This is a genomic window from Pseudomonas sp. Pseusp97 (assembly GCF_047304025.1).
GTDB lineage: Bacteria > Pseudomonadota > Gammaproteobacteria > Pseudomonadales > Pseudomonadaceae > Pseudomonas.
Genome location: NZ_JBGLYK010000072.1, coordinates 1 through 23,935, shown reverse-complemented (window position 1 = coordinate 23,935; position 23,935 = coordinate 1). Strand labels below are relative to the sequence as shown.

At 66.5% G+C, this 23,935-nt stretch carries 26 protein-coding genes and 1 pseudogene; 15 read left to right on the top strand and 12 right to left on the bottom strand.

The window, feature by feature from the left end; all coding sequences use genetic code 11:
* Together rsmD and ACCC94_RS14335 are read left to right on the top strand one after the other, a co-directional pair.
* Window positions 1-475, top strand: a 475-nt coding sequence (gene rsmD, locus ACCC94_RS14340; RefSeq protein ID WP_413350170.1) for a 16S rRNA (guanine(966)-N(2))-methyltransferase RsmD, incomplete at its 5' end; no start/stop codon positions are given.
* A gap of 106 nt (window positions 476-581) precedes the next feature.
* The gene (locus tag ACCC94_RS14335; RefSeq protein ID WP_413350169.1) at window positions 582-1,145 is read left to right on the top strand and encodes a hypothetical protein; all 564 of its coding nucleotides are present in this window, start codon (window positions 582-584) and stop codon (window positions 1,143-1,145) included.
* A gap of 6 nt (window positions 1,146-1,151) precedes the next feature.
* On the opposite strand, the gene ACCC94_RS14330 is transcribed toward ACCC94_RS14335, so the two are convergent.
* Entirely contained in the window at window positions 1,152-2,162 is a 1,011-nt protein-coding gene (locus tag ACCC94_RS14330) for a tetratricopeptide repeat protein (RefSeq protein ID WP_413350168.1), read from the bottom strand.
* A 70-nt stretch (window positions 2,163-2,232) separates the two neighbouring features.
* A complete protein-coding gene (locus ACCC94_RS14325; RefSeq protein WP_413350167.1) occupies window positions 2,233-2,586 on the bottom strand; it encodes a hypothetical protein in 354 nt (117 codons plus the stop codon).
* Window positions 2,587-2,694: 108 nt separating this feature from the next.
* On the opposite strand from ACCC94_RS14325, the gene ACCC94_RS14320 reads away from it, so the two are divergent.
* Both ACCC94_RS14320 and ACCC94_RS14315 read left to right on the top strand, forming a co-directional pair.
* Window positions 2,695-3,690 carry a hydrolase gene (locus ACCC94_RS14320; protein ID WP_413350166.1) on the top strand — a complete coding sequence of 332 codons (996 nt, stop codon included), beginning with the start codon at window positions 2,695-2,697 and terminating at the stop codon, window positions 3,688-3,690.
* Between the two features lie 82 nt (window positions 3,691-3,772).
* On the top strand, window positions 3,773-4,189 hold the full coding sequence (locus tag ACCC94_RS14315) for a GNAT family N-acetyltransferase (RefSeq protein ID WP_413350165.1): 417 nt from the start codon (window positions 3,773-3,775) through the stop codon (window positions 4,187-4,189).
* Between the two features lie 133 nt (window positions 4,190-4,322).
* On the opposite strand, the gene ACCC94_RS14310 is transcribed toward ACCC94_RS14315, so the two are convergent.
* Complete coding sequence (locus ACCC94_RS14310; protein ID WP_413350164.1) at window positions 4,323-4,976, bottom strand: TetR/AcrR family transcriptional regulator; 654 nt, start codon at window positions 4,974-4,976, stop codon at window positions 4,323-4,325.
* Window positions 4,977-5,221: 245 nt separating this feature from the next.
* Between ACCC94_RS14310 and ACCC94_RS14305 the strand changes: the two genes are divergently transcribed.
* The 6 genes from ACCC94_RS14305 (at window position 5,222) to ggt (ending at window position 11,928) form a co-directional block, all read left to right on the top strand.
* Window positions 5,222-6,652, top strand: coding sequence for a coniferyl aldehyde dehydrogenase (locus tag ACCC94_RS14305; RefSeq protein WP_413350163.1), 1,431 nt, complete (start codon window positions 5,222-5,224; stop codon window positions 6,650-6,652).
* A gap of 33 nt (window positions 6,653-6,685) precedes the next feature.
* Window positions 6,686-7,231, top strand: a complete 546-nt coding sequence (locus ACCC94_RS14300; protein ID WP_413350162.1) for a twin-arginine translocation pathway signal protein — start codon at window positions 6,686-6,688, stop codon at window positions 7,229-7,231.
* A gap of 41 nt (window positions 7,232-7,272) precedes the next feature.
* Complete coding sequence (locus ACCC94_RS14295) at window positions 7,273-8,868, top strand: GMC family oxidoreductase N-terminal domain-containing protein (protein ID WP_413350161.1); 1,596 nt, start codon at window positions 7,273-7,275, stop codon at window positions 8,866-8,868.
* 369 nt (window positions 8,869-9,237) lie between these two features.
* Window positions 9,238-9,717, top strand: a complete 480-nt coding sequence (gene coaD, locus ACCC94_RS14290) for a pantetheine-phosphate adenylyltransferase (protein ID WP_024767001.1) — start codon at window positions 9,238-9,240, stop codon at window positions 9,715-9,717.
* Between the two features lie 132 nt (window positions 9,718-9,849).
* Window positions 9,850-10,101: a YfhL family 4Fe-4S dicluster ferredoxin gene (locus tag ACCC94_RS14285; RefSeq protein WP_017521427.1), complete on the top strand. Its 252-nt coding sequence runs from the start codon at window positions 9,850-9,852 to the stop codon at window positions 10,099-10,101.
* A 123-nt stretch (window positions 10,102-10,224) separates the two neighbouring features.
* Complete coding sequence (gene ggt, locus ACCC94_RS14280; RefSeq protein ID WP_413350160.1) at window positions 10,225-11,928, top strand: gamma-glutamyltransferase; 1,704 nt, start codon at window positions 10,225-10,227, stop codon at window positions 11,926-11,928.
* Here the strand turns inward: ggt and ACCC94_RS14275 are convergent, their stop codons facing one another.
* The 6 genes from ACCC94_RS14275 to nudE form a co-directional block, all read right to left on the bottom strand.
* Window positions 11,929-13,776: a Na/Pi cotransporter family protein gene (locus tag ACCC94_RS14275; protein WP_413350159.1), complete on the bottom strand. Its 1,848-nt coding sequence runs from the start codon at window positions 13,774-13,776 to the stop codon at window positions 11,929-11,931.
* Between the two features lie 52 nt (window positions 13,777-13,828).
* Window positions 13,829-14,167, bottom strand: coding sequence for a multidrug transporter (locus ACCC94_RS14270; protein WP_413350158.1), 339 nt, complete (start codon window positions 14,165-14,167; stop codon window positions 13,829-13,831).
* 82 nt (window positions 14,168-14,249) lie between these two features.
* Window positions 14,250-14,828, bottom strand: coding sequence for a lysophospholipid acyltransferase family protein (locus tag ACCC94_RS14265; protein ID WP_413350157.1), 579 nt, complete (start codon window positions 14,826-14,828; stop codon window positions 14,250-14,252).
* An 81-nt stretch (window positions 14,829-14,909) separates the two neighbouring features.
* Window positions 14,910-15,722: a bifunctional DNA-formamidopyrimidine glycosylase/DNA-(apurinic or apyrimidinic site) lyase gene (mutM, locus tag ACCC94_RS14260; RefSeq protein ID WP_413350156.1), complete on the bottom strand. Its 813-nt coding sequence runs from the start codon at window positions 15,720-15,722 to the stop codon at window positions 14,910-14,912.
* A gap of 116 nt (window positions 15,723-15,838) precedes the next feature.
* Window positions 15,839-16,657 carry a 3'(2'),5'-bisphosphate nucleotidase CysQ gene (gene cysQ, locus ACCC94_RS14255; RefSeq protein WP_413350155.1) on the bottom strand — a complete coding sequence of 273 codons (819 nt, stop codon included), beginning with the start codon at window positions 16,655-16,657 and terminating at the stop codon, window positions 15,839-15,841.
* Complete coding sequence (nudE, locus tag ACCC94_RS14250) at window positions 16,657-17,223, bottom strand: ADP compounds hydrolase NudE (RefSeq protein WP_413350154.1); 567 nt, start codon at window positions 17,221-17,223, stop codon at window positions 16,657-16,659. The genes cysQ and nudE overlap by 1 nt, the downstream gene beginning before the upstream one ends.
* Window positions 17,224-17,349: 126 nt before the next feature.
* Here nudE and yrfG point away from each other — a divergent pair, with 126 nt between their 5' ends.
* Window positions 17,350-18,012 carry a GMP/IMP nucleotidase gene (gene yrfG, locus ACCC94_RS14245; RefSeq protein ID WP_413350153.1) on the top strand — a complete coding sequence of 221 codons (663 nt, stop codon included), beginning with the start codon at window positions 17,350-17,352 and terminating at the stop codon, window positions 18,010-18,012.
* A 51-nt stretch (window positions 18,013-18,063) separates the two neighbouring features.
* Here the strand turns inward: yrfG and lysM are convergent, their stop codons facing one another.
* On the bottom strand, window positions 18,064-18,501 hold the full coding sequence (lysM, locus tag ACCC94_RS14240; RefSeq protein ID WP_413350152.1) for a peptidoglycan-binding protein LysM: 438 nt from the start codon (window positions 18,499-18,501) through the stop codon (window positions 18,064-18,066).
* A gap of 150 nt (window positions 18,502-18,651) precedes the next feature.
* Between lysM and ACCC94_RS14235 the strand changes: the two genes are divergently transcribed.
* The 3 genes from ACCC94_RS14235 (at window position 18,652) to ACCC94_RS14225 (ending at window position 22,831) form a co-directional block, all read left to right on the top strand.
* Window positions 18,652-19,551: a LysR family transcriptional regulator gene (locus ACCC94_RS14235; protein WP_413350151.1), complete on the top strand. Its 900-nt coding sequence runs from the start codon at window positions 18,652-18,654 to the stop codon at window positions 19,549-19,551.
* A gap of 93 nt (window positions 19,552-19,644) precedes the next feature.
* Entirely contained in the window at window positions 19,645-20,481 is an 837-nt protein-coding gene (gene fdhD, locus ACCC94_RS14230) for a formate dehydrogenase accessory sulfurtransferase FdhD (protein WP_413350150.1), read from the top strand.
* A 28-nt stretch (window positions 20,482-20,509) separates the two neighbouring features.
* Window positions 20,510-22,831 carry an FdhF/YdeP family oxidoreductase gene (locus ACCC94_RS14225; RefSeq protein ID WP_413350149.1) on the top strand — a complete coding sequence of 774 codons (2,322 nt, stop codon included), beginning with the start codon at window positions 20,510-20,512 and terminating at the stop codon, window positions 22,829-22,831.
* A 238-nt stretch (window positions 22,832-23,069) separates the two neighbouring features.
* Here the strand turns inward: ACCC94_RS14225 and ACCC94_RS14220 are convergent, their stop codons facing one another.
* Window positions 23,070-23,372, bottom strand: coding sequence for a hypothetical protein (locus tag ACCC94_RS14220; protein WP_413350171.1), 303 nt, complete (start codon window positions 23,370-23,372; stop codon window positions 23,070-23,072).
* On the opposite strand from ACCC94_RS14220, the gene ACCC94_RS14215 reads away from it, so the two are divergent.
* On the top strand, window positions 23,265-23,579 hold the full coding sequence (locus ACCC94_RS14215) for a hypothetical protein (protein WP_413350172.1): 315 nt from the start codon (window positions 23,265-23,267) through the stop codon (window positions 23,577-23,579). The genes ACCC94_RS14220 and ACCC94_RS14215 overlap by 108 nt on opposite strands.
* Window positions 23,580-23,600: 21 nt before the next feature.
* Here ACCC94_RS14215 and ACCC94_RS14210 read toward each other — a convergent pair.
* Window positions 23,601-23,935: pseudogene (locus ACCC94_RS14210) on the bottom strand (hypothetical protein); the annotation flags it as partial.

The following is a 23,935-nucleotide window of genomic DNA, read 5'->3' as shown; positions in this document are numbered from 1 at the left end:
GGACCGGGTGCGCGAGACCCTGTTCAACTGGCTTGCCGCCTACGTCCCCGGCGCCCGCGTGCTCGACCCCTTCGCCGGCAGCGGTGCGCTGTTCCTCGAGGCATTGTCCCGTGGCGCCAGCCTGGGCCTCGCGCTGGACACCAACGGCGAAGCCGTGGCCGCCCTGCGCAGCACCCTCGATACGCTCAAGTGCGGCAACGGCCAGCTGTTGATGACCGACTCGCTGCGCTACCTCGACGCCCCGGCGTCCCAGGCCTTCGACCTGGTCTTCCTCGACCCGCCCTTCCACCAGGACCTGCTGCAGAACGCCTGCCGCCTGCTGGAAGAACGCGGCTGGCTGGCCAAGGACGCGTGGATCTACACCGAAAGCGAAACCGTGCCCTCCAGCCTCGGCCTGCCCGGCAACTGGCGACTGCACCGGGAGAAGACGGCAGGCTCGGTGCATTATGCATTGTGGCAGCGGGAAGACGCCTGACAAGCTTCGGACCGTTGCAGAAAGTGCAACGGTTCGCCCCTTCGGGGAGTCCCCGGTTCAGAAGGGAAAACAGCACGATCAATCGAAAGCAATGGACAGCTGACGCATGACCACCACCCCGCTCCCGATCCGTGAACTATTGCTGGCGCTGGATGAGCGCTGTTTCGAACAGCCCGCCAGTGACTGGGCCGGCGACATCGCCCTGCCCGGCGAGCTGGAACGCTTCTACCGCGAAGTCGGTCCGTGCGACTGCACCCTGGACACCGCCGGCAATCCGTTCTTCATTCCCTCGCTGGCGAAGCTGTGGAGGCAGCAGGCCGGCTACCGCTGGCACGGGCTGACTGGCGAGCGGCTGGCGAGATGGAGTGATGACTGGATAGTGGTGGCGGACCAGGGTGCCGATCCCTTCGTCTTCGAATGCTCCAGCGGCCGTATCCTCTTCGACCAGCACGGCGGCCCCTGGGACCCCGCGCCAATGTTCGATGATCTCTGGCAGATGACCGCCTGCCTCGCCACCTTCGCCCGGGTGTGGCGAGGGGCTGGCGAAGACATCTTCGCCGAGGACTACAGCGTCAACCCGCTCTACCGCCGCGAACTGATCGGCGAACTGACGCTGTTGCTCGGCGACGCCCGCCGCGCGGAAGACCTGGCCAACGAGTTCGGCTGGTAGCGAGCCTTACTGGCTAGCGGGTTGTGCCGCGTCTACTGCGTCTACTGCCTCTGCTGCCTCTGCTGCCTCGGCCGCACTGGCTTCCACGGCTTCGGGCTCGGACGACGCTCTTTCCACGCGATTGGCATGACGACGATCCGCCGCCCCCGAGCAATCGGCAGTGCCGGACAGCTCGCCATCCAGAGCGGCGTGGGTCCAATTCTCCAGTCGGGTGTACCAGGCCGTTTCCCCGGCACTCTTCAGCCAGGCGATGGCTTCCGCGTCCTGTTGCTGCGCGGCCTTTTCCAGCCACAGGCGCGCCTGCAACTTGTTCATGCCCGCACCGGAGCCGTTCCAGTAGGCCTCGCCAACCTTGAACTGGGCACGGGCATTGCCCTGGCTCGCCGCCTTGCAGAACCACTGGAAGGCCTTTTCGCGGCTGGCGGCGTAGCGGTCCAGCAGGGCGGCTTCTTCGTCGCTGGCGGCGTCGAACACTCCCTGCGAATCGTCCAGGTAGAACCATCCCAGGTTGGTCTCGGCGTCTTCGCTGCCGGCTTCGGCCGCGCGTTCGAACCAGGTGCCTGCCTTCACCCGGTCCTTGTCGACGCCTTCACCGCTCCAGTAGAGGACGCCCATCTCGTTCTGCGCGCCGACGTCGCCCTGTTCCGCGGCCTTGCGGAACCAGCGTGCCGCTTCGGCCTTGTCCTCGGGGCCGCCGTCACCGTCGCGATAGAGCATGGCCAGTTGGACCTGCGCACGGGACATTCCCGCCTCGGCGGCCTTGCCCCACCATTTGCGCGCGCCCGCGTAGTTCTGCTGCTGGTAGAAGTACGCGCCGAAATCGAACAGGGCTTGCGGCTCGCCCGTCTCGGCGGTCTGGTGCAGGCGGGTGAATTCGTCGAACAGTTGCTCGCCGCGAGCATCGCCCTGCTCGGCGCCAGGCGGCGCCTCATGAAGGCCGGGCGAGGCGCTCTCGGCACAGGCCAATGTGGGAAGGGCAAGAGAAAGTGCGGACAGGAAAACCCAGCGGCTGAACATTCGTGACAATCCTCATGTCGGTTGAAGCGGTCGGCCATCCCGGCGCGACCTGTTACAGCAGTTGCAGAGATCAGATCGACTTGCCGACATCCACGGTGCTGGTGCGCACCAGCTCCACGCCGTCGACCACCATCTTCCATTGGTTGCCGTCCTGGTAGGGCGGCTTGGAGACCTTGAAGTGCGTGTCGAAGGGGCCGAAACCCACGGTGAAACCGTCGGATTCGTAGCGCTTGATCGGCGCCTCGATGGACTTCGACGTACTTCCTGAGACCCGCTTGTAGGCGACACGTCCGTCAGCCGTGACCAGCAGGCTCATCTGCGGCGCGGTCCACAGGCCGACGTATGACTTGTGCTCCTGCGGCACCGGTTCGCCGCACGCGGCGAGCCAGAGCAGCAGGCTCAACGCCGCGATTTTCTTCCACATTCCATCCCCTCCCTTGCGTGGGTTTTGCTGGCGGCGGATGCACAAGGCATCCATCGCACGGCCGACTTGGCGTTACTATCACAACTCGTCGACCCCATTCGATCCGTGATGACTATACCCTCCCCGTTCAAGCCCGCCTGGTGGTTGCCCGGCCCGCACCTGCAGACTCTCTACGGCTCGCTGCTGCGCAAGGCGCCCAGCCTCGAACGCACCCGCGAGCGCCTGTGGCTGGACGATGGCGATTTCATCGACCTCGACTGGCACGGTCCGCACGAGGCCCAAGCCCCGCTGGTGCTGGCGCTGCACGGGCTGACCGGCTCGTCGTCCTCGCACTACATCCTCGGCCTTCAGCAACAGCTGGCGGCGCAGGGCTGGGCCAGCGTCGCACTGAACTGGCGCGGCTGCTCGGGCGAGTCGAACCTGTTGCCGCGCGGCTATCACTCGGGCGTCAGCGAGGACCTTGCCTCGGTGGTCGCCCACGTCCGCGCCAGGCGGCCAATGGCGCCGCTCTACGCGGTGGGCTATTCGCTGGGCGGCAACGTGCTGCTCAAGTACCTGGGCGAATCCGCGCAGAGCTGCCCGCTGAAGGGCGCGGTGGCGGTGTCGGTGCCCTTCCGCCTGGACCAGTGCGCCGACCGCATCGGCATCGGTTTCTCCAGGGTCTACCAGGCGCACTTCATGCGCGAGCTTACCGCCTACGTGCAGACCAAGCGCCAGGCCTTTGCCGCTGCCGGCCACGCGGAAAACCTCGCCGCGCTGGAGCGCCTGGGGCCCCTCGACGGCATGCGCACCTTCTGGGACTTCGACGACCGGGTGACCGCGCCGCTGCACGGCTTCACCGACGTTCATGATTACTACCGGCGCGCCTCCAGCCGCTATTACCTGGGCGGCATCCGCGTGCCGACGCTGATCATCCAGTCCAGCGACGATCCGTTCATCCACGCCCGCAGCGTGCCGCAGCTGGACGAGTTGTCCGCTTCGACGCAGATGGAGCTGCTGCCCCGGGGTGGTCATGTCGGCTTCATCGGCGGCTCGCCCGCGCGCCCGGACTACTACCTGGAGCGCCGTATCCCGCAGTGGCTGCGCGAGCGGTGGAAGTCCTGACTGCGCTGGGTCATCCAGCGGGCGTGGGAATGAGGCAGACTGGAGCTGCACCCGGAAGGAAACGCCAGGAAGGAGCGCCGCCATGCTCGACACGCCGCTGACGATTCTGCACAACCAGGCATTGAGCGATGCCCAGTGCGCGGGCATCGCCGCGCTGTACCGCGCCGTGGGCTGGGGCTCACCCGGCACCCAGGCGGAATTGCGCGATCTCTACGAGTTTTCCAGCTACTTCCTGCTGGCCGTGGACGGCGAGCAGGTGCTCGGCCTGCTGCGCGCGGAGAGCGAGACGGCGCAGACCACCTGGCTGGCGGAAATCGCCGTGCTGCCGGGCTATCAGTCGCGCGGAATCGGCCTTGCGCTGATGGCGCGCTTCCTCGCCGATCACCCGAACCGTACGCTCTACACCGACGCCACCGAGGGCGTGGAGGAGTTCTTCCTGCGCCATGGCATCGCCCTGCGCCGGCCACGCGTGCCGGGGCCGCGCAAGGTAGATGCCTGACATGTTGGACGGTGCGGTCGGCGGATAACGCTGGCGCGTTATGCGCCCTACGTCACTGGAGTGAGGGACGTAGACCAGCGCAGAAGTTGGGCGTAGGGCGGATAACCGTTCACGGTTATCCGCCGATTGAAGGTCAGTCTTCCAGCGGCACGTACAGCCGGTCGAACACCGCCGCCACCTCCTCGTGGAACGCCGGGGCGATGTGGCCGCTCTCCAGCGCCAGCACCTGGTAGATGCCGCGCCGCATCAGCGCCTCGCTGAGGTCGCCGGCCACTTCGCGGGTGGTGCACAGGTAGCGCACCCAGGAGGTGAGGATGATCCAGGCATTGAGGGTCAGGGCTTCGAGCTGGGGCTCGTCCATCAGCAGGATGCCGGCGTCGACGAAGCCGCGGTAGATCGCCTTGGCGTTGTCCATCGCGCGGCGGGCGAAGGCGCGATAGCCGGCGGCCAGCTCCGGGTCCGAATCCAGCAGGTGCTCCAGGTCACGGTGCAGGAAGCGGTAGTGCCACATCGCGGCGAGCAGCGCTTCCAGATAGAAGGTCTTGTCCTCCACCGTCAGCGCGCGGCCCTCGGGCAGGTGCAGGAACTGATCGACGTGGCTTTCGTACTCGGCGAACAGCTGGGCGATGATCACCTGCTTGTTGCGGTAGTGGTAGTACAGGTTGCCCGGCGAGATGCCCAGGTGCGCGGCGATGTGGTTGGTGGTGACGCTGCGCTCGCCCTGGGCATTGAACAGCTCGAGGCTGGCCTGGGCGATGCGGTCACGGGTATTGATGCGTGGTGCCATTGCCGAAACTCGTCGAAGCGGATTGCGCGGACGCAAAGGTACACCGATTGCTACCACCTGACACAACTGGCGGACGCGCCCAACTTTTCGTTGGCTGGGCCTGGCGGCGCGGAAACGGCATGCTGATTGACACTCTAGAGCAATTGCTCTAAAAATCCAGCGACAGCATAAAAACGCGAGGCATCCGGGATTCCTGTGAGAACCATCGGAGAACCTCCCCACCACGCTTGCGCCAGGAGCCCGTCATGGTTGCCGATATCGCCTACCTGCAGCAGACCCAGCAGCAGATCAGTCAGCTGGAAACCCTTCTAGAACGCCAGCGCCAGGCGTACCGCGCCAACCCGATGCCCGAGGCCGGCCAGCGCATCCAGTGGCTGAAGAGCCTCGCCAACCTGCTGGTGACCGAGCAGAAGGCAATCATCGAGGCGATCAACGCCGACTTCAGCAACCGCTCCGCCGACGAGACCCTGCTCGCCGAAGTGCTCCCCAGCCTGCACGGCGTGCACTACGCGGCCAAGCGCGTGAAGAAGTGGATGAAGCCCTCGCGCCGCTCGGTGGGCATGCAGTTCATGCCGGCCTCGGCCAAGGTCATCTACCAGCCGCTGGGCGTGGTCGGCGTGATCGTGCCGTGGAATTACCCGCTGTTCCTCGCCATCGGCCCGCTGACCGGCGCGCTCGCCGCCGGCAACCGGGTGATGATCAAGATGAGCGAGTCCACCCCCGAGTCCGCCCGCGTGCTGAAAGCACTGCTGGGCAAGGTGTTCCCCGAGGACCTGGTCGCCGTGGTGCAGGGTGAGGTGGATGTCGGCGTGGCCTTCTCCAAGCTGCCCTTCGATCACCTGCTGTTCACCGGCGCCACCAGCGTCGGCAAGCACGTGATGCGCGCTGCCGCCGAGAACCTCACTCCGGTCACCCTGGAACTGGGCGGCAAGTCGCCGGCGATCGTCTCCGCCAGTGTGCCGATGAAGGACGCCGCCGAGCGCATCGCCTTCGGCAAGTCGCTCAACGCCGGCCAGACCTGCGTGGCGCCGGACTACGTGCTGGTGCCGCAGCACCGCGTCGATGAGTTCGTCGAGAGCTACCGCCAGGTGGTCCAGGGCTTCTTCCCGAAACTGGAGAACAACCCCGACTACACCGCGATCATCAACGAGCGCCAGCTCGCACGCCTGAACAGCTACCTCGCCGACGCCCAGGCGCGCGGCGCCACCGTCGTGCCGCTGTTCCCGCAGGCCCAGGGCCGCCGCCTGCCGCAGGCGCTGGTGCTGAACGTGACCGACGAGATGAAGATCATGCAGGAAGAGATCTTCGGCCCGCTGCTCCCGGTGATCCCCTACCAGAACCTCGACCAGGCGCTCAGCTACATCAACGAACGCGACCGCCCGCTGGCGCTGTACTTCTTCGGCTACGACAAGCGCGAGCAGGACCACGTGCTGGCCCAGACCCATTCGGGCGGGGTGTGCCTGAACGACACCCTGCTGCACGTCGCCCAGGATGACATGCCCTTCGGCGGCGTCGGCCCGTCCGGCATGGGCCACTACCACGGCCACGAAGGCTTCCTGACTTTCTCCAAGGCCAAGGGTGTGTTCAGCAAGCCGCGCTTCAACGCCGCACGGGTGATCTACCCACCCTACGGCAAGTCGTTGCAGAAACTGGTCTACAAGCTGTTCATCCGCTGACCGCTCCCATCAATCACAGGTGACAGAACAAGAATGACAGACACCTCCCTGAGCGCGCCGGGACTCTCCCGGCGCGGCGTGCTCAAGATCGGCCTGCTGGGCGGGGCCTTCCTCGCCACGGCGGGCGTTACTGCCAGCCTGAGCGGCTGTTCGGCCAGTACCCCGGCCAACGGATTCGCCGTGCTGCGCGACTCCGACATGCCATTCCTGCGCGCATTGATCCCGGTGATGCTGGCCGGCGCCGTGCCCGCCGAGCGCATGGCCGAGGCGGTCAAAGGCACCATCGAAAGCCTGGACAACAGCCTCGACCACCTCTCCCCGGAAATGCTCAAGCTCACCGTGCAACTGTTCGACGTGCTCGCCCTGCCGATCACCCGCGGGCCGCTCACCGGCATCTGGGGCAGCTGGGACAACGCCAGCGCGGACGACGTGAAGCACTTCCTCTCGCGCTGGCAGAACAGCTCCATCTCCCTGCTGAAGATGGGCCACAGCTCGCTGCTGCAACTGGTGATGATGGCCTGGTACGGCCGCACGGAATCCTGGGGCCACTGCGGCTACCCCGGCCCGCCGAAAATCTGATTTCGCCAGAACAACAAGAACTCGCCGAAAGAGACATCCCGATGCCTGTACCCGATCTGTTCGCCGAGGGCCTGGCCCGCGGCTGGAAAGTCCACAACGGCTCGCGCCTGGACAAGGACCTGACCCTGGAAGCCGATGTCGTCATCGTCGGCACCGGCGCCGGCGGCGGCACCACCGCCGAAGCCTTGAGCGCCGCCGGCTACAAGGTGCTGCTGGTGGAAGAAGGCCCGCTCAAGACCAGCAGCGACTTCAAGATGCAGGAATCCGACGCCTACCCCAGCCTCTACCAGGAAGGCATCGGCCGCATGAGCAAGGATGGCGCCATCACCATCCTCCAGGGCCGCGCCGTGGGCGGCACCACGCTGGTCAACTGGACCTCCAGCTTCCGCACTCCCGAGCCGACCCTGGATCACTGGGCCAGGGAACACGGCGTGAAGGGCCACAGCGTCGCCGAGATGGCGCCCTGGTTCGAGAAGATGGAGCAGCGCCTGGGCGTCGCGCCCTGGATCATGCCGCCCAACGCCAACAACGACGTGATCCGCAACGGCTGCGAGAAGCTCGGCCTGCACTGGAAGGTCATCCCGCGCAACGTCCGTGGCTGCTGGAACATCGGCTACTGCGGAATGGGCTGCCCGACCAACGCCAAGCAGTCGATGCTGGTGACCACCATCCCGGCGACCCTGGAGAAAGGCGGCGAACTGCTGTTCCTCGCCCGCGCCGACCGCCTGCTGCACGACGGCAGCAAGGTCAGCGGTCTGGAATGCTCGGCCATGGACGAGCGCTGCGTCGCCCCCACCGGCCGCAAGATCACCATCAAGGCGCGCCACTACGTGCTCTCCGGCGGCGGCATCAACACCCCGGCGATCCTCCTGCGCTCCAAGGCTCCGGACCCGAACGGCCGAATCGGCCAGCGCACCTTCCTGCACGTGGTGAACTTCAGCGCAGCGACCTTCGACGAGGTGATCAACCCCTTCTACGGCGCGCCGCAGTCGATCTATTCCGACCACTTCCAGTGGGACGACGGCGCCACCGGGCGCATGTCCTACAAGCTCGAAGTCCCGCCGCTGCAGCCGGCGCTCAGTGCCACCCTGCTCGGCCGCTTCGGCGAGGACAACGCCCTGCGCATGGAGCAGCTGCCGCACACCAACGTGATCCTGGCGCTGATGCGCGACGGCTTCCATCCGGACAGCGCCTCGGGCTCGGTCAGCCTGCGCGGCGACGATACCCCGGTGCTCGACTACCAGATGACCGACTACACCTGGGACGGCATTCGCCGCGCCTTCCACACCATGGCCGACATCCAGTTCGCCGCCGGCGCCAAAGCCGTGCTGCCGCTGCATGCCGACGCCGGCTATGTGAAGAGCGCCAAGGAGGCCCACGAGCTGATCGACGGTCTGAGCCTGGAGCTGTACCGCACTCGCCTGGGCAGCGCCCACGTGATGGGCGGCTGCGCCATGGGCGAGGATGCGAAGCAGTCGGTGTGCGACAGCCTCGGCCGCCACCACCAGCTGGAAAACCTGTCGATCCACGACGGTTCGCTGTTCCCCACCAGCATCGGCGCCAACCCGCAGCTCTCGGTCTACGGCCTCACTGCGCAATTGGCCGATGCCCTGGCCAAGCGCCTGGGCAAGGCCTGAGCCCGTTCCCGTAGGGCGCATAACGCGCCAGCGTTATCCACCGCGTGCTGGCCGGCGGATAACCCGTTCCGGGTTATGCGCCCTACGCGACTGAAGGTTCCTTGTAGGAGCGAGCTTGCTCGCGAACCGCCTAACTCCGATGTACCGGGGGAAAGGTTGTTCGCGAGCAAGCTCGCTCCTACACCAGGGCACCGGCACGCGCAGGCTCTGGCACGGGGCCTGCGCGTGACTCGCCGGTCTTTCGCCGGATATCCCAGGTAGTCCGTTCACGGAAGCACTACCAAGGTCGCTTGGCCCCACGGACCTGCTGCGTTACCATCCGCCCGCTATTGCATCAGCCTGCCAACAAGAGCCGACCAGGACGCCGCGATGAATCGAGTGTTGTACCCGGGTACCTTCGACCCCATCACCAAAGGCCATGCCGATCTGGTGGAACGCGCCTCGCGACTGTTCGACCAGGTGATCATTGCCGTCGCCGCCAGCCCCAAGAAGAATCCCCTGTTCCCGCTGGAACAGCGCGTGGAACTGGCCCGCCAGGTCACCTCGCACCTGCCCAACGTGGAAGTCGTCGGCTTCTCGACGCTGCTCGCCCATTTCGCCAAGGAACAGAACGCCAACATCCTGCTGCGCGGCCTGCGCGCAGTGTCGGACTTCGAGTACGAGTTCCAGCTGGCCAACATGAACCGCCAGCTCGCACCCGACCTGGAAAGCATGTTCCTCACGCCGTCGGAGAAGTATTCCTTCATCTCCTCCACCCTGGTGCGCGAGATCGCAGCGCTGGGCGGCGACATCACCAAGTTCGTGCATCCCGCGGTGGCCAGCGCCCTGGCCGAGCGCTTCAAGCGCTGATCGCCGAGCCGCCAGGGAAGGCGGTTTCCGTCCACTGACTCCCCCTTCGCGTGCACTAAGCGCGCCGATGCGGCACAATTTCACCATTGTGCTACCGATCGCCATGGCTGCCGTCATGGTTGGAGTTGTTCGATGTCCCTGAAAATCACTGACGATTGCATCAATTGCGACGTCTGCGAACCCGAGTGCCCCAATGCCGCGATCTCCCAGGGCGAGGAGATCTACGTCATCGACCCGAACCTGTGCACCGAGTGCGTCGGTCACTATGACGAACCGCAGTGCCAGCAGGTCTGCCCGGTCGACTGCATCCCCCTCGACGAAAGCAACGTCGAGAGCAAGGATCAGCTGATGGAAAAGTACAAGAAGCTCACCGGCAAAGCCTGACTTCGCGCGTTTCGACACTTTTTCATTGAGTTCTCACAAACCCCGGGCGTTGTGGATTGTCTATCCTCCACCTTCGCCCCATTCGGTTTCCCAGCCGGCCCAGCCGGCGGTTCGTGAGATGCCATGTCCCTGTTGAACTCCCGCTCCCGCGCCTCCCTGCTCGGCTTCTGCAGCCTCCTGCTGCTGAGCTTCGCCCTGCACGCCGCGGAACATCCGGCCCAGGCCAGCGTCGCCACGGCGCACCCTTCGGCTACCGTGGCCGGCCTGGAGACGCTCGCCGACGGCGGTAATGCCTTCGACGCCGCGGTGGCCATCGCCGCCGCACTGGCGGTGGCCGAACCCTATGGCTCGGGCCTGGGCGGCGGCGGCTTCTTCCTGCTGCGCAAGGCCGGCAGCCCGCCGACCTACCACTTCATCGACGCTCGCGAGCGCGCCCCACTCGCTGCCCATGCGCGAATGTACGAGCGCAACGGCAAGGCCGACCCGCAGCTCTCGCTCAACGGCCCGCTGGCCGCCGGCATCCCCGGCCTGCCCGCCGCCCTGGCGGACATCACCAGCCGCTACGGCCGCAAGACCCTGGCGAACAACCTCGTGCCGGCGATCCGCCTGGCCACCGACGGCGTGTCCGTCGACCGCGTCTACATCGACCGTGCCTCCTGGCGCCTCGACGCGATGCGCAAGGACCGCGAGACCGCGCGCATCTTCCTCGACCAGGGCAACCTGCCCGAGGAATACAGCCTGATGCGCCAGCCGCAACTGGCCAACACCCTGGAGAAGCTCGCGCGCTACGGCCGCATCGGCTTCTACGAAGGCGAGACCGCGCAAAAACTGGTGGAAGGCGTGCGCGCCGCCGGCGGCGTGTGGAGCCTGGAAGACCTCGCCAGCTACCGCACCGTGGAACGCCAGGCGCTGCGCTATCCGCTGGCCGACGGCCGCGAACTGATCACTGCCCCACCGCCCTCCGCCGGCGGCGTGGCACTGGCACAAAGCCTGGGCATGCTGCAGCAACTGCCCTGGCAGAAGGCCGAGCCGGTGCAGCGCGCGCACTACGTGGTGGAGGCCCTGCGCCGCGCCTACCGCGATCGCGGCCTGCTGGGTGATCCGGACCGCGTCGCCAACCCGGTCAACCAATTGCTCGCGCCGGACTACCTGAAGCGCCTGGCCTCCGGCATCGACCCGCAGCGCGCCACGCCCAGCTCCGCCCTGCCGCCTGCGCCAGCCTGGCGCGAGGGCGACCACACCACCCACTTCGTGGTGATGGACGCCGACGGCAACGCGGTGGCCGCCACCCTCTCGGTCAACCTGCCGTTCGGCGCGGCTTTCACCGTGCCCGGCACCGGCGTGCTGCTCAATGACGAGATGGACGACTTTGCCACCGACGTCAGCGGCGCCAACGCTTATCAGCTCGCCGGCAGCCAGGCCAACGCGGTGGCCGCCGGCAAGCGCCCGCTGTCGAGCATGAGCCCGAGCTTCATCGAAAGCCCCACCGAATTGGCCGCCTTTGGTACGCCCGGCGGCAGCCGGATTCCCAGCATGGTGCTGCTGGCAATGCTCGATTACCTGGACGGCAAGCCGGTGCAGCGCTGGGTTTCTTCACCGCGCTACCACCATCAATTCCTGCCCGACGTGATCGAGCACGAACCGCGCGCCTTCACCGCCACCGAAATGGCCGACCTGCAGCGCCGTGGCTACACCCTCAAGGACGTCGGCCGCGCCTATGGCAACCAGCAGGTGCTGCTGTGGAACAAGAAGTCCGGCGAAGTACAGTCGGCCAGCGACCCGCGCGGCATCGGTCTTGCGACCGAACTGGCGGCGCCGCTGCGCTGATCAGGGAAGGATGAGGGCCGGCGTGTCCTCGTCGTGGGCATCGAACAGGCCATGTTCGGTGCCCAGCTGCAGCACGTTACGCAGGCTCTGAATGATCCGGCTGACGTAGCCCAGGTCGTTCATCAGCGAGCTCATCTGCAGGCCGTCCAGCTCCTGCCGGCGCACCGCCGCGAACAGGCGCTGGCGGAACGCCGTGTCGAACTCCGCAGCGCTCTCGTCGAGCAATTGCAGACGCGCCACCAAAGCCTCTTCCGGCAGGTCGCCACCGAGCAGCGAGCCCAGCGCGCGCACTTCGCGCAGCATCGCGAGGAGGTGCCGGCGCAGCTCGACGTAGGTGTCGCGCAGCGCCGAAGGTTCGCCTTGCAGCGCCTGGCCGAGGTTCTTCTGCAGGTGCTTGGCGTCCTTCACCGCGTCCACCAGTTGCAGCGCCACCACCTGGCAGGACAGCCAGAAGCGCTGGTGCTCCTCGTCCAGCGGCACTTCCAGGCGGCTCATGAAGCTCAGCAGGTCGCCATACACGCCCTTGATATGGCGCTGGTAAAGCACTTCTGCGGCGAGCGCGTGGCGATCCGGCGCGGCCTGCAATTGGCTTTCGTCCACCCGCGGCTGGTTGAGCATCTCCACCGGCAGATACAGCGCGTGGCAGATCACCTCGATGCTCAGCCGCCCCAGGTGGCGCAGCTCCTGCAGCACCGCGCTGGCGGCGGCATCGGCGGAATCCAGGGCACGGTCGTTGAGGTAGCGCGCATGGGTGCGCTCGATGGTCGGCATGGCGGGCGCCATGTCGGTGATCAGCACCGCCGGCTCTTCGACCTCCGGCAGCCAGCGCACCAGCGCGTTGGCCAGCGGGCCCTGGATCGGCCAGAACAGCACCACCCCCATGCCGTTGAACAGGGTGTGGAACAGCGCCAGCTGGATCATCGGGTTGTCCGCCAGCCCCAGCGGCGTGACCAACCAGTGCACCAGCCAGGTCAGCGGCGCGAGCAGGAGGAACGCCAGCACCCCGGTCACCACGTTGAACAGCACATGCGCCAGCGCCAGTCGCTGCCCGCTGCGATTGCCGCCCAGGGAGCCGACGAAGGCCGTGGTGACGCTGCTGCCGACGTTGGAGCCGATGGCGATCGCCAGGCTCTGGCCCAGTTCCAGTTGGCCACCGGCGAGGGCAGCGAGGGTCAGCATCAGGGTCGCGTGGCTGGATTGCAGCACCACGGTGATGAGGATGCCGAAGGTGACGAACAGCAGCGCACCGAGCATGCCTTCCGAGCGCAGCTCGCTCATGTCCATGGCATCGCCGAAGCTGCCGAAACCGTCCTTGATCTGGTCGATGCCCAGGAAGATGAAGGCGATGCCCAGCAGGATGCGCCCGGCGGCCTTGCTCCTGGCGCCGTTGAAGCCCATCAGCACGCCGAACACCAGCAAGGGCAGCGCCAGGGGGCTCAGGCTGAGGTTCTGCCCGGCCAGCGCCAGCAGCCAGATGCCGCTGGTGGCGCCGAGGTTGGCGCCGAAGAGAATGGCGATGCCACCCGCCAGCTGGATCAGCCCGGTGCTGATGAAGGCGATGGTGAGCAGGGAAACCAGGGTCGAGGATTGCAGCAGGAAGGTGCCGAACAGGCCGAACAGCAGGCTCTTGCCGCGAGTGGCGGTGCTCTTCTCCAGCCAGCGTTCCAGCTGGCTGCCGGCGAGGTCGCGCAGGCCCTCTTCCAGGCACTGCATGCCGAACAGGAACAGCGCCAGGCCCGCTCCCAACTGCAGCAGGCCGGCGCTGGACCAGAAGGTGTAGCCCAGGACCACGGCGACCAGCAGCAGAAGCAGCGGACGCAGGTGCTTCTTCAGGCCGCTCAGGTTCATGGGCTACCCACCGGATTTACCCGGCTCGCCGCCTGGGGAACAGGACGATGGATCAGTCCTTCTTGTAGCCGCTGGTGGTGCAGCCCAGGCAGCGCACGAAGGCGGCCTTGCCCGGCTCGACGACCAGGGCCTTGCCGGCGTCGCCGATGTTGCCGCCAGCGGCGCTGAACGGCAGGGTCACCACGAAGGCCGCGGCGCCCACCACGGTGGCGGCGATCAGCAGCGGACGGGCAATCAGCAGGTCGCCCATCATCGCGTAGGCCGGCGGAGCCTCGACGGTGTAGGTCGGGTCGCCGCTGACGTTGCTCACCGCGTCCTGAGCAACAGCCGGCAGCACCGAGAATGCACAGACCAGTGCCATTGCAGTGGCGGTGGTGCGGATCAGGGTCATGGAAGGAAGTCCTTTTTTGTTTAGTTGGCAGGCAGACTGCCATAACTATAACAGCGCTCCATGACTTGTCGCGTGACAGCCTTCAATCGCCGAAGAATGCGTATTCGGGCTTTTTCGGTACAAAAGGCCTATAGAAAGCCAGCATCCGCCCAAGGTCGGCGGACTCGTCGCCGGATGGCCAGAACGGCTCGCCGATGACGATGCGTCGGCCGGGGTAGTCCAGAGCCGCCAGGACGATGGGCACGCCGGCGCCACGGGCGATGTGGTAGAAGCCCATTTTCCAGCGCTCGACCTTCTTGCGCGTGCCTTCCGGGGAAAGGATCAGCATCATTTCGCGGTTGCCGGCGAAGGCCTGGATCGCCTGGTCCACGGTGTTCAGCTTGAGGTGGCGCTGGATAGGGATGCCGCCCCAGCGGCGCAGCAGACCGCCGAAGGGGGCGCGGAAAATGGTGTGCTTGCCGAACCAGCGGGCGTTCAGGCGCAGCACGAACTTGACCGCCAGGAACAGCACGAAATCCCAGTTGGACGTATGGTGCGCGCCGATCACCACGAACTTGTCGAGCGGGGGCAGCGTGCCCTCGATACGCCAGCCGGCGAGGCGCAGCATGCTGTGACCGAGCGCCTCGGCGAACGGGTTGCGGGGCAGATAATTGCCGGACATGGATCACCTGAAGGCCCCTCTTCGGGGGCCATTGTTGTTATGGGCAGATTCGGCTGCGCAGCTTAAGGCCGGTCGCCGGGCTCAGCGTTGGCAGCGCGGACAGTAGACGCTGGCGCGCTGGCCGAGGCGCACTTCGCGCAGGGTCGAAGCGCAGACCTTGCACGGCTCGCCGCCGCGCCCGTAGGCGAAGAGTTCCTGCTGGAAGTAGCCGGGCTGGCCATCGCCGCCGACGAAGTCGCGCAACGTGGTACCGCCGCGCTCGATGGCGATGGCGAGGATGCGCTTGATCTCCTGGGCGAGCTTCACGTAGCGCGCCCGCGAAATGGTCCCCGCCTCGCGACGCGGGTCGATGCCGGCGGCGAACAGCGCCTCGGTGGCGTAGATGTTGCCCACCCCGACCACCACCGCGTTATCCATGATGAAGGGCTTCACCGCCATGCTGCGGTTGCGCGACAGCTGGAACAGGCGCTCGCCTTCGAAGGCGTCGGTCAGCGGTTCCGGGCCGAGATGGCGCAGCAGCTCGTGCTCCAGTGGCGTCAGGCTCCAGAGCAGCGCGCCGAAACGGCGCGGGTCGGTGTAGCGCAGCGCCATGCCCGATTCGAGTTCGATATCCACATGCTCGTGGCGCGCGGCGGGGGTGCCGCTTTCCACCAGGCGCAGGCTGCCGGACATGCCCAGGTGGCTGATCAGCGTGCCCACCTCGGCGTTGAGCAGCAGGTATTTGGCGCGCCGTTCGACCTGCACGATGCGCTGCCCGGACAGGCGTACGTCCAGATCCTCGGGGATCGGCCAACGCAACCGGCGCTCGCGCACAACCACGCGGCTGACACGCTGGCCTTCGAGGTGGGGCGCGATGCCCCGGCGGGTAGTTTCGACTTCAGGTAATTCAGGCATGGATCACAACTGCATGGGGGCTTTTCTGTAGGAGCGAGCTTGCTCGCGAACGAGCAGGCCGGCAACACCGGTGTCGAGCCGGTTCGCGAGCAAGCTCGCTCCTACATGGGAGGAAGTTAATCCAGGGCGCGAGCCAGCTGGATCAGTTCCGCGCGCCAGGGCGCGGCCTTGGGCAGCGCCAGGAAGGAGGTGTTGAGGAAGCCTTCGCGCGCTTCGTAGGTGAAAGGCTCGCCACGCACATCCAGCACTTCGCCGCCAGCGCCTTCCAGCACGCCCTGCGCGGCGGCCGTGTCCCACTGACTCGTCGGCGCCAGGCGCGGGTAGCAGTCCGCCGAGCCTTCGGCCAGCAGGCAGAACTTCAGCGAGCTGCCGATATTGGCCAGGTTCAGGTTGCCAAAATGCTGCGCGAGGCCGGACAACAGGCTTTCCTGCTGAGCACTGGAGTGGCGCTTGCTGGCTACCACGGTGAAGACGTCTTCCGGCTCGGTGCGCACCTCGATGGCCTCGGGCTCGCCGTCGCGCTCCTCGCGCCAGGCGCCCAGGCCGGTGCCGCCGTAGTAGCAGCGACCGCTGGCGGGAATGCCGACCACGCCGAAGACCACGCGGCCGTGCTCGATGAGCGCGACGTTGACGGTGAATTCGTCACTGCCGGAGATGAACTCCTTGGTGCCGTCGAGCGGGTCCACCAGCCACCAGCGGCTCCACTGCGCACGCTGCTCCAGCGGGATGTCGCAATCTTCCTCGGACAGCACCGGAACATCCGGCGCCAGCGTGCGCAGGCCATCGGCCAGGACGCGATGGGCGGCGAGGTCAGCGGCCGTCACCGGTGATTCGTCGGATTTGCTCCGGACATCCAGGTCACCCTGCCAGAACGGCAGGATCGCATCGCCCGCCTTGTGCACCAGGTCGATCACGGCGGGCAGAAAAGCATTCATCACGGCTGGAATTCCCCTCGTTGGGTCAGCAGGTCGCGCACCAGGTAGAGCGCGGCCAGGGCCCGCCCTTCACTGAACTGGGCATTCTGCGCGAGGCTGGAAAGCTCGCGCAGGCTTATCTTGTCCACGCCCATCGGCTCCGGCTCGTCGCCGGGCAGCGATTCCTCGTAGAGGTCGCGGGCCAGCACCACCTGGATGCGCTGGCTCATGTAGCCGGGCGACAGCGAAAGCTCGGTGATGTATTCGAGCTGGCGGGCGCCGTAGCCGGCCTCCTCCTTGAGCTCGCGGTTGGCGGCATCGAGGACGTCCTCGCCCGGCTCCACCAGGCCCTTGGGCAGCGACAGCTGGTACTCGTCGACCCCGGCGCAGTATTCCTCGACCAGCACGGCGTGTTCGGCATCGAGCATGGCGATCACCATCACCGCACCGTAGCCCTGCCCCTTGCCCACCAGGCGCTCGTAGGTACGCTCGACGCCATTGGAGAAGCGCAGCTGCAGCTCCTCGACGGCGAAGAGCCGGCTTCTGGCAACGATCTCTCGGGCGAGGACCGTGGGTTTCTGACGCATGGGGCGACTCCTGGGGGTGGCCGGGTCGGCTATGATAACCCGCCTTTTCCGATTCTCCGTGTCAGATATCGCGCCGATTCCGTCCATCGGCGGCGCAATTGCGACACCCTTTTGCGAAAGCCCAGCATGCCACGCCTGCCCTGGAACCAGATCGACACCGTCCTGCTCGACATGGACGGCACCCTGCTCGATCTGCATTTCGACAATCACTTCTGGCTCGAACACCTGCCGCAACGCTACGCCGAGCACCACGGCATCAGCCGCGCCGAGGCCGACGCCGAGCTGCTGCCGCTGTTCCGCGACAACGCAGGCCTGCTCAACTGGTACTGCCTGGATTTCTGGAGCCGCGAGCTGAAGTTGTCGGTGCTGGAACTCAAGCACGAAGTCGCCGACCTCATCGCCCTGCGCCCGGACGCCGACCTGTTCCTCGCCGAGCTGCGCCGCCACGGCAAGCGCGCAGTGCTGATCACCAACGCGCACCGTGATTCGCTGTCGCTGAAGATGCAGCGGGTGGAGCTGTCGCCCTGGTTCGACCGGCTGATCAGCTCCCACGACTACGGCTTCCCCAAGGAAGACCAGCAGTTCTGGCAGGCGCTACGGGCAGACGTCGGCTTCGATCCGGCGCGCAGCCTGTTCATCGACGACAGCCTGCCGATCCTGCGCGCAGCGCGGACCTTCGGCGTCGCCCAGCTGCTGGCGGTGCGCCAGCCGGACAGCCGCCAGGGCCCGAAGGACACCGAGGAATTCGCCGCCCAGGAAGACTACCGGGCGCTGCTCGAAGGGTTGTGAATCGGCGGCGGCAGAAACCGCGAGCCCCGCGCTGGGCCGGGCTCGTCGACATTATTCCGGAATCCGCAGCACCTGGCCGGGATAGATCTTGTCCGGATGGCTGAGCAGCGGCTTGTTCGCCTCGAAAATCTTGTTGTAGAGGTTGGCGTTGCCGTACTCCGCCTTGGCGATGGCGCTGAGCGTATCGCCCTTCTTCACCGTGACGAAGCGTGCCTCGGCCGCTGGCGTGGCCACCGTGATGTGATCCTCCACCCCGGAAACCCCGGCGACGTTGCCCAGTGCGAGGAGGATCTTCTCCTTCTCTTCCTGGCTGGCCACCTCTCCCGTGGCGATCACCTTGTCGCCCTCGACGCTGACCTGGATGTTCGGGTTGCCCAGGCCGACCTTGGCGATGTGGTCCTTGAGCGATTCGGCGGCCTGCGCCTCCTGGCCCACAATGCTCTCCCACAGCTTTTCGCCGGCTTCCTTCATGAACGCAAAAATGCCCATTTCCAATCTCCCTACGGTTACAGTGACAGGCGGCCGGCATTGGGCAGACCGCGCGCCCCTGGAGTCTAGACGCCGACTTCCACAGCGCCTGACGGAAAACTCCCAATCCCGCCGCGACCCGACAGAACGCCCCCCGGAGCCTTCCCGCCGATGGACATCAAGCAGCTGAAATTCCTCTGCGCCCTGGACGAAACGCGACACTTCGGCCAGGCGGCGGCGCGCTGCCATGTCACCCAGCCGACACTGTCCATGCGCCTGCGCAACCTGGAGGAAGAACTCGGCCTGGAGCTGGTGCGCCGAGGGCAGCGCTTCGAGGGTTTCACCGAGGCCGGCGAGCGTGTGCTGGCGTGGGCGCGCAGCCTGCTGGCGGCCCATGACGGGCTGTACGCCGAAGCGGCCGCCTGCCGCGGCCAGCTGGTCGGCACCCTGCGCCTGGGCCTGGTGCCGCTGGCAGGCTTCGACCCCATGCGGCTGATCGAGCTGTTCGCCCAGCGCCATCCGGAGCTGCGCTTCCAGCTGTTCGCCCTGAGCTCGGAAAACATCCTCGAAGGCCTCGGCCGCAACCAGCTGGACCTCGGCCTGTCGTACCTCGACCGTCTCGACCGCGAGCACTTCGAGAGCCTCGAACTGGCTGCCACCCGCATGGGCCTGCTGCACGACTGCCGGCACTTCCAGTTCGACAGCCCGACGCTGAGCTGGGATGCCCTCGCCGAGCTGCCGCTGGGCCTGCTCTCGTCCGGCATGCACTTCCGCCAGTCCATCGACCATGGTTTCCGCAGCCGCGGCCTGACGCCAAGGGCGCGCCTGGAGACCGACGCCGTGCACCAACTGGTGCAGGCGGTGGAGCGCGGCCTTTGCTGCGCGATCATGCCGCTGGGCAGCGGGCTGGACGCCCAGGGCAAGCACTTCGCCCTGACGCCGATAGACGACGCGCGCACCCTGTCGCCACTGGGCCTCATCCTGCGTCGCAGCGAGCCGCGCTCGGCATTGGCCGAAGCCTGCTTCCGCGAAGCGGCGGTCCTCCTGGGCGATTCCGGGAAAGACCGATAGAGCGCGTCGATCACTACATCGACAGCAGCCATTAGACGCTGCCCCGGCATCGGCATAGGCTGGTCGCATTACTAGAACCACAGGGCTCAGCCCATGCCTTGCCTGATCACCCGCCCGGCCAGCGCCGCGGTCCGGGACGCCGTCGCGCCTGCCGACGGCTACAGCTACGCCGAACTCACCCCCGAGCATGCCACCGGTCACGCCGCGCTGGCCGGGGAAATCGCCCTGGCGATTGCCTACAACGGGCTGAGCCAGGCGGTGATGATGGTCTCGCCGAACGACCTGGAAGACTTCGTCCACGGTTTCAGCCTCGGCGCCGGCCTCATCGAGTCCATCGACGACATCTATGACGTGAGCCTGACGCCCCACGGGGATGCCATCGCCGCCGAGGTGCAAGTCAGCAACCGCGCCTTCTGGGCCCTCAAGGACCAGCGCCGGCAACTGGCCGGGAACACCGGTTGCGGCCTGTGCGGCGTCGAGGCGCTGGACCAGGCGCTGCCCGACTTGCCCGTGCTGCCACAAGCACCCTTGCCGCCCGCCGCCCACCTCGAACACCTGCGCGAAAGGGTCAATGCCGTCCAGGAGATCGGCCGTCGCAGCGGTGCGTTGCATGCCGCGCTGTTCGTCGATGCCGCCGGCGAGATTCGCCTGTGCCGCGAGGACATCGGCCGCCACAACGCCCTCGACAAACTGATCGGCGCACTCAAGCGCCAGCATCTGGACCTGGCCGGCGGCTTCGCCGTGGTCACCAGCCGCTGCAGCCTGGAACTTATCCACAAGGCCGTGCGCGGCGGGCTCTCCACCCTGGTCAGCCTCTCCGCGCCAACCGCGCTCACCGTGCAGTGGGCCCGAGAGCACAACCTCAACCTGATCCACCTGCCGCACCGCAGCGCGCCGCGCATCTACAGCCCCGCTCCGCCAGCCGCCTGATCGCCCGCATTCTGAATAAAGAGACCCCATGAGCCTGCAGCAAGAGAATCCCCGCTACCAACCCTACAAGGGCGCAGCCGCCGGCTGGGGCGCGCTGATCAGCGTCACGCGCTTCTGGCTGGACAGCAAGCAGCCGTTCAAGAACCTGCGCGCGCTGCTCAAGACCAACCAGAACGGCGGTTTCGACTGCCCCGGTTGTGCCTGGGGCGATTCGCCGGAAGACGGCCGGGTGAAGTTCTGCGAGAACGGCGCCAAGGCGGTGAACTGGGAAGCCACCAAGCGCCGCGTCGACCCGGCCTTCTTCGCCCGCCACAGCGTCAGCTCGCTGCGCGAGCAGAGCGACTACTGGCTCGAGTACCAGGGCCGCCTGACCGAACCGATGCGCTACGACCCGGCCACCGACCGCTACCAGCCGATCGCCTGGGACGATGCCTTCGCCCTGATCGCCCGGCACCTGAATGCGCTGGAAAACCCGAATCAGGCCGAGTTCTACACATCGGGGCGGGCCAGCAACGAGGCGGCGTTCCTTTATCAGCTGTTCGTCCGCGCCTTCGGCACCAACAACTTCCCCGACTGCTCGAACATGTGCCACGAGGCCAGCGGCGTGGCCCTGGGCCAGAGCGTCGGGATCGGCAAGGGCACCGTGACCTTCGACGACTTCGAGCATGCCGACGCGATCTTCGTCTTCGGGCAGAATCCCGGCACCAACCACCCGCGCATGCTCGAACCGCTGCGCGAGGCGGTGAAGCGCGGCGCCCAGGTGGTCGCCTTCAACCCGCTGAAGGAGCGCGGCCTGGAACGCTTCCAGCATCCGCAGCATGCGCTGGAAATGCTCACCAACGGCTCCGAACCGCTGAACACCGCCTTCTTCCGCCCCGCGCTGGGCGGCGACATGGCCGCCGTGCGCGGCATCGCCAAGTTCCTCCTGCAATGGGAGCGCGAAGCGCAGGCCAAGGGCGAGCCGGCGGTGTTCGACCATGAGTTCATCGCCGAGCACACCCAGGGCGTAGACGCCTACCTGGCCGCCGTGGACGACACCAGCTGGGACCATATCGTCCGGCAGTCGGGCATGAGCCTGGAGGAGATCGAACAGGCAGCGATCATGTACCGCCGCGCCGAGCGCGTGATCGTCTGCTGGGCCATGGGCATTACCCAGCACCATCACTCGGTAGCGACCATCCAGGAGCTGGTCAGCCTGCAACTGCTGCGCGGCAACGTCGGCCGCCCCGGCGCCGGCCTGTGCCCGGTGCGCGGCCACAGCAACGTGCAGGGCGACCGCACCATGGGCATCAATGACCGCCCCCCGGCCGCCTTGCTCGACGCCATCGAAAAGCGCTTCGGATTCGCGGTCCCGCGCCAGAACGGCCACAACACCGTCGAGGCGATCAACGCCATGCTCGACGGCCAGGCCAGGGTGTTCATCGGCCTGGGCGGCAACTTCGCCCAGGCGACCCCGGACAGCCCGCGCACCCATCAGGCCCTGCGCAATTGCGCGTTGACCGTGCAGATCAGCACCAAGCTCAACCGCAGCCACCTCACCGTGGGCCGTGACGCGTTGATCCTGCCGTGCCTGGGCCGCACCGACATCGACCGCCAGGCCGAAGGCCCGCAGGCGGTGACCGTGGAAGACTCCTTCAGCATGATCCACGCGTCCTTCGGCCAGCTGGAGCCTTCGTCGAAGCAGATGCGTTCCGAACCCGCGATCATCGCCGGCATCGCCAAGGCAACGCTGGGCAATCACCCGGTGGACTGGGACGCGATGATCGCCAACTACGACCGCATCCGCGACCTGATCGCCGACACCATCCCCGGCTTCACCGATTTCAACCGCCGCGTGGCCAATCCCGGGGGCTTCCACCTGGGCAACTCGGCCGGCACGCGGCGCTGGAATACGGCCAGCGGCAAGGCCAACTTCCACCATCACCCGTTGCCGGCGGACCTGGTCCACGCGAAGATCCGCGAGACCGGCCAGGAGCCGCACCTGATCCTGCAGACGCTGCGCTCCCACGACCAGTACAACACCACCATCTATGGCCTGGACGACCGCTACCGCGGCGTGCGCGGTCATCGCGAGGTGGTGTTTGCCAACGAGGCCGACATCCGCCGCCTGGGCTTCGAACCCGGCGAGAAGGTGGACATGGTCTCGCTCTGGTCCGACGGCGTGGACCGCCGTGTCAGCGGCTTCACCCTGCTGGCCTACGACATTCCCGCCGGGCAGGCCGCGGCCTACTACCCCGAGACCAACCCGCTGGTGCCGCTGGACAGCCACGGCGTGGGCAGCCATACGCCGACTTCGAAATTCGTTGCCATCCGCTTCGAGAAGGCGCGGCCGAGCCTGCGTATCGTTTGATGCCCCTCACGGCGCTCCGCCCGGAGCGCCGCCTGCCTCCGGTTCGCGAGCAAGCTCGCTCCTACGAAGAGCACGTAAGCCGGAACCTGTAGGAGCGAGCTTGCTCGCGAAGCTTTCGGGTACGCGCAACACATCTTCCTGCGAAAAAATTCGCTGGATTTGCATCACGTAGGAAGGGGATGAAAGGTAAACTCGGAAGGGCCAGGGAACTTTGCGTGAAAAGCCATCATTTCAATGGCTATTTGTGACGCTGACACGCCGAAATCGGAACCCTGGAATAACACTCAGACCGCCCGAAATCGAAAAAGTTCTGACCACAAATCAAATACTTGCAATATTTGATGAAAGTCGTGTTACTCGTCGGAAGGCCCTTGTCAGAGCCTTCGCACGACCCGAGGATCGCTCCCAACATCCCCACAGAGAGATCCTCTCTATGAAGTACTCCTCGATGCTCCTGTTGTCCTTTGCGCTGGTCGGTGGCACCGCCTACGCCAGCACCGATGGCCGCACCGGTGGAGCCGCCGAGGGCACCACCGACCACGTTGCCGAGGGCGCCACCGACACCGCCGCCAATGGCGGATTTGGTGTCGTCGGCCATGGCGTGGCTGGCCAGCAGGGCCAATGCCAGAACAGAAAGAGTCTTACGCATGATGCGAACCTGAATGTAGGAATTATCGGGAGAATTGTCCCGCACACAAAACAGCCGGGCAATCAGGCCCGGCTGTCAGTCGTCGTTTCCGTGGACTGATCGCGGTTGCTATGCCGCGGATCAATCCCAGTCGCGGTGGTGGTGCTTGTGCTTGTACCAGCCACGGTGGCGACCGTTGTCGTGCCAGCGGCGATCGTAATGACGATGGTCGTCGTAACGGGCGCGACGGTAGCCGCGGTAGTCGTCATCGTCGTCGTCACGGTTGTTGTCGGCGTAATGGTTGCCCAGCGCGCCGCCTGCGCCGCCGCCGAGGGCCGCGCCGATCAGGCCACCGGTGGTGCCGCCCATCTTGTTGCCGATCACCTGGCCGCCTGCTGCGCCCAGGCCACCGCCGATGGCGGCTTCCGTCTTGTTGCCGTGGCGGGCACCGACCGCGCCACCGGCCGCACCAGTCT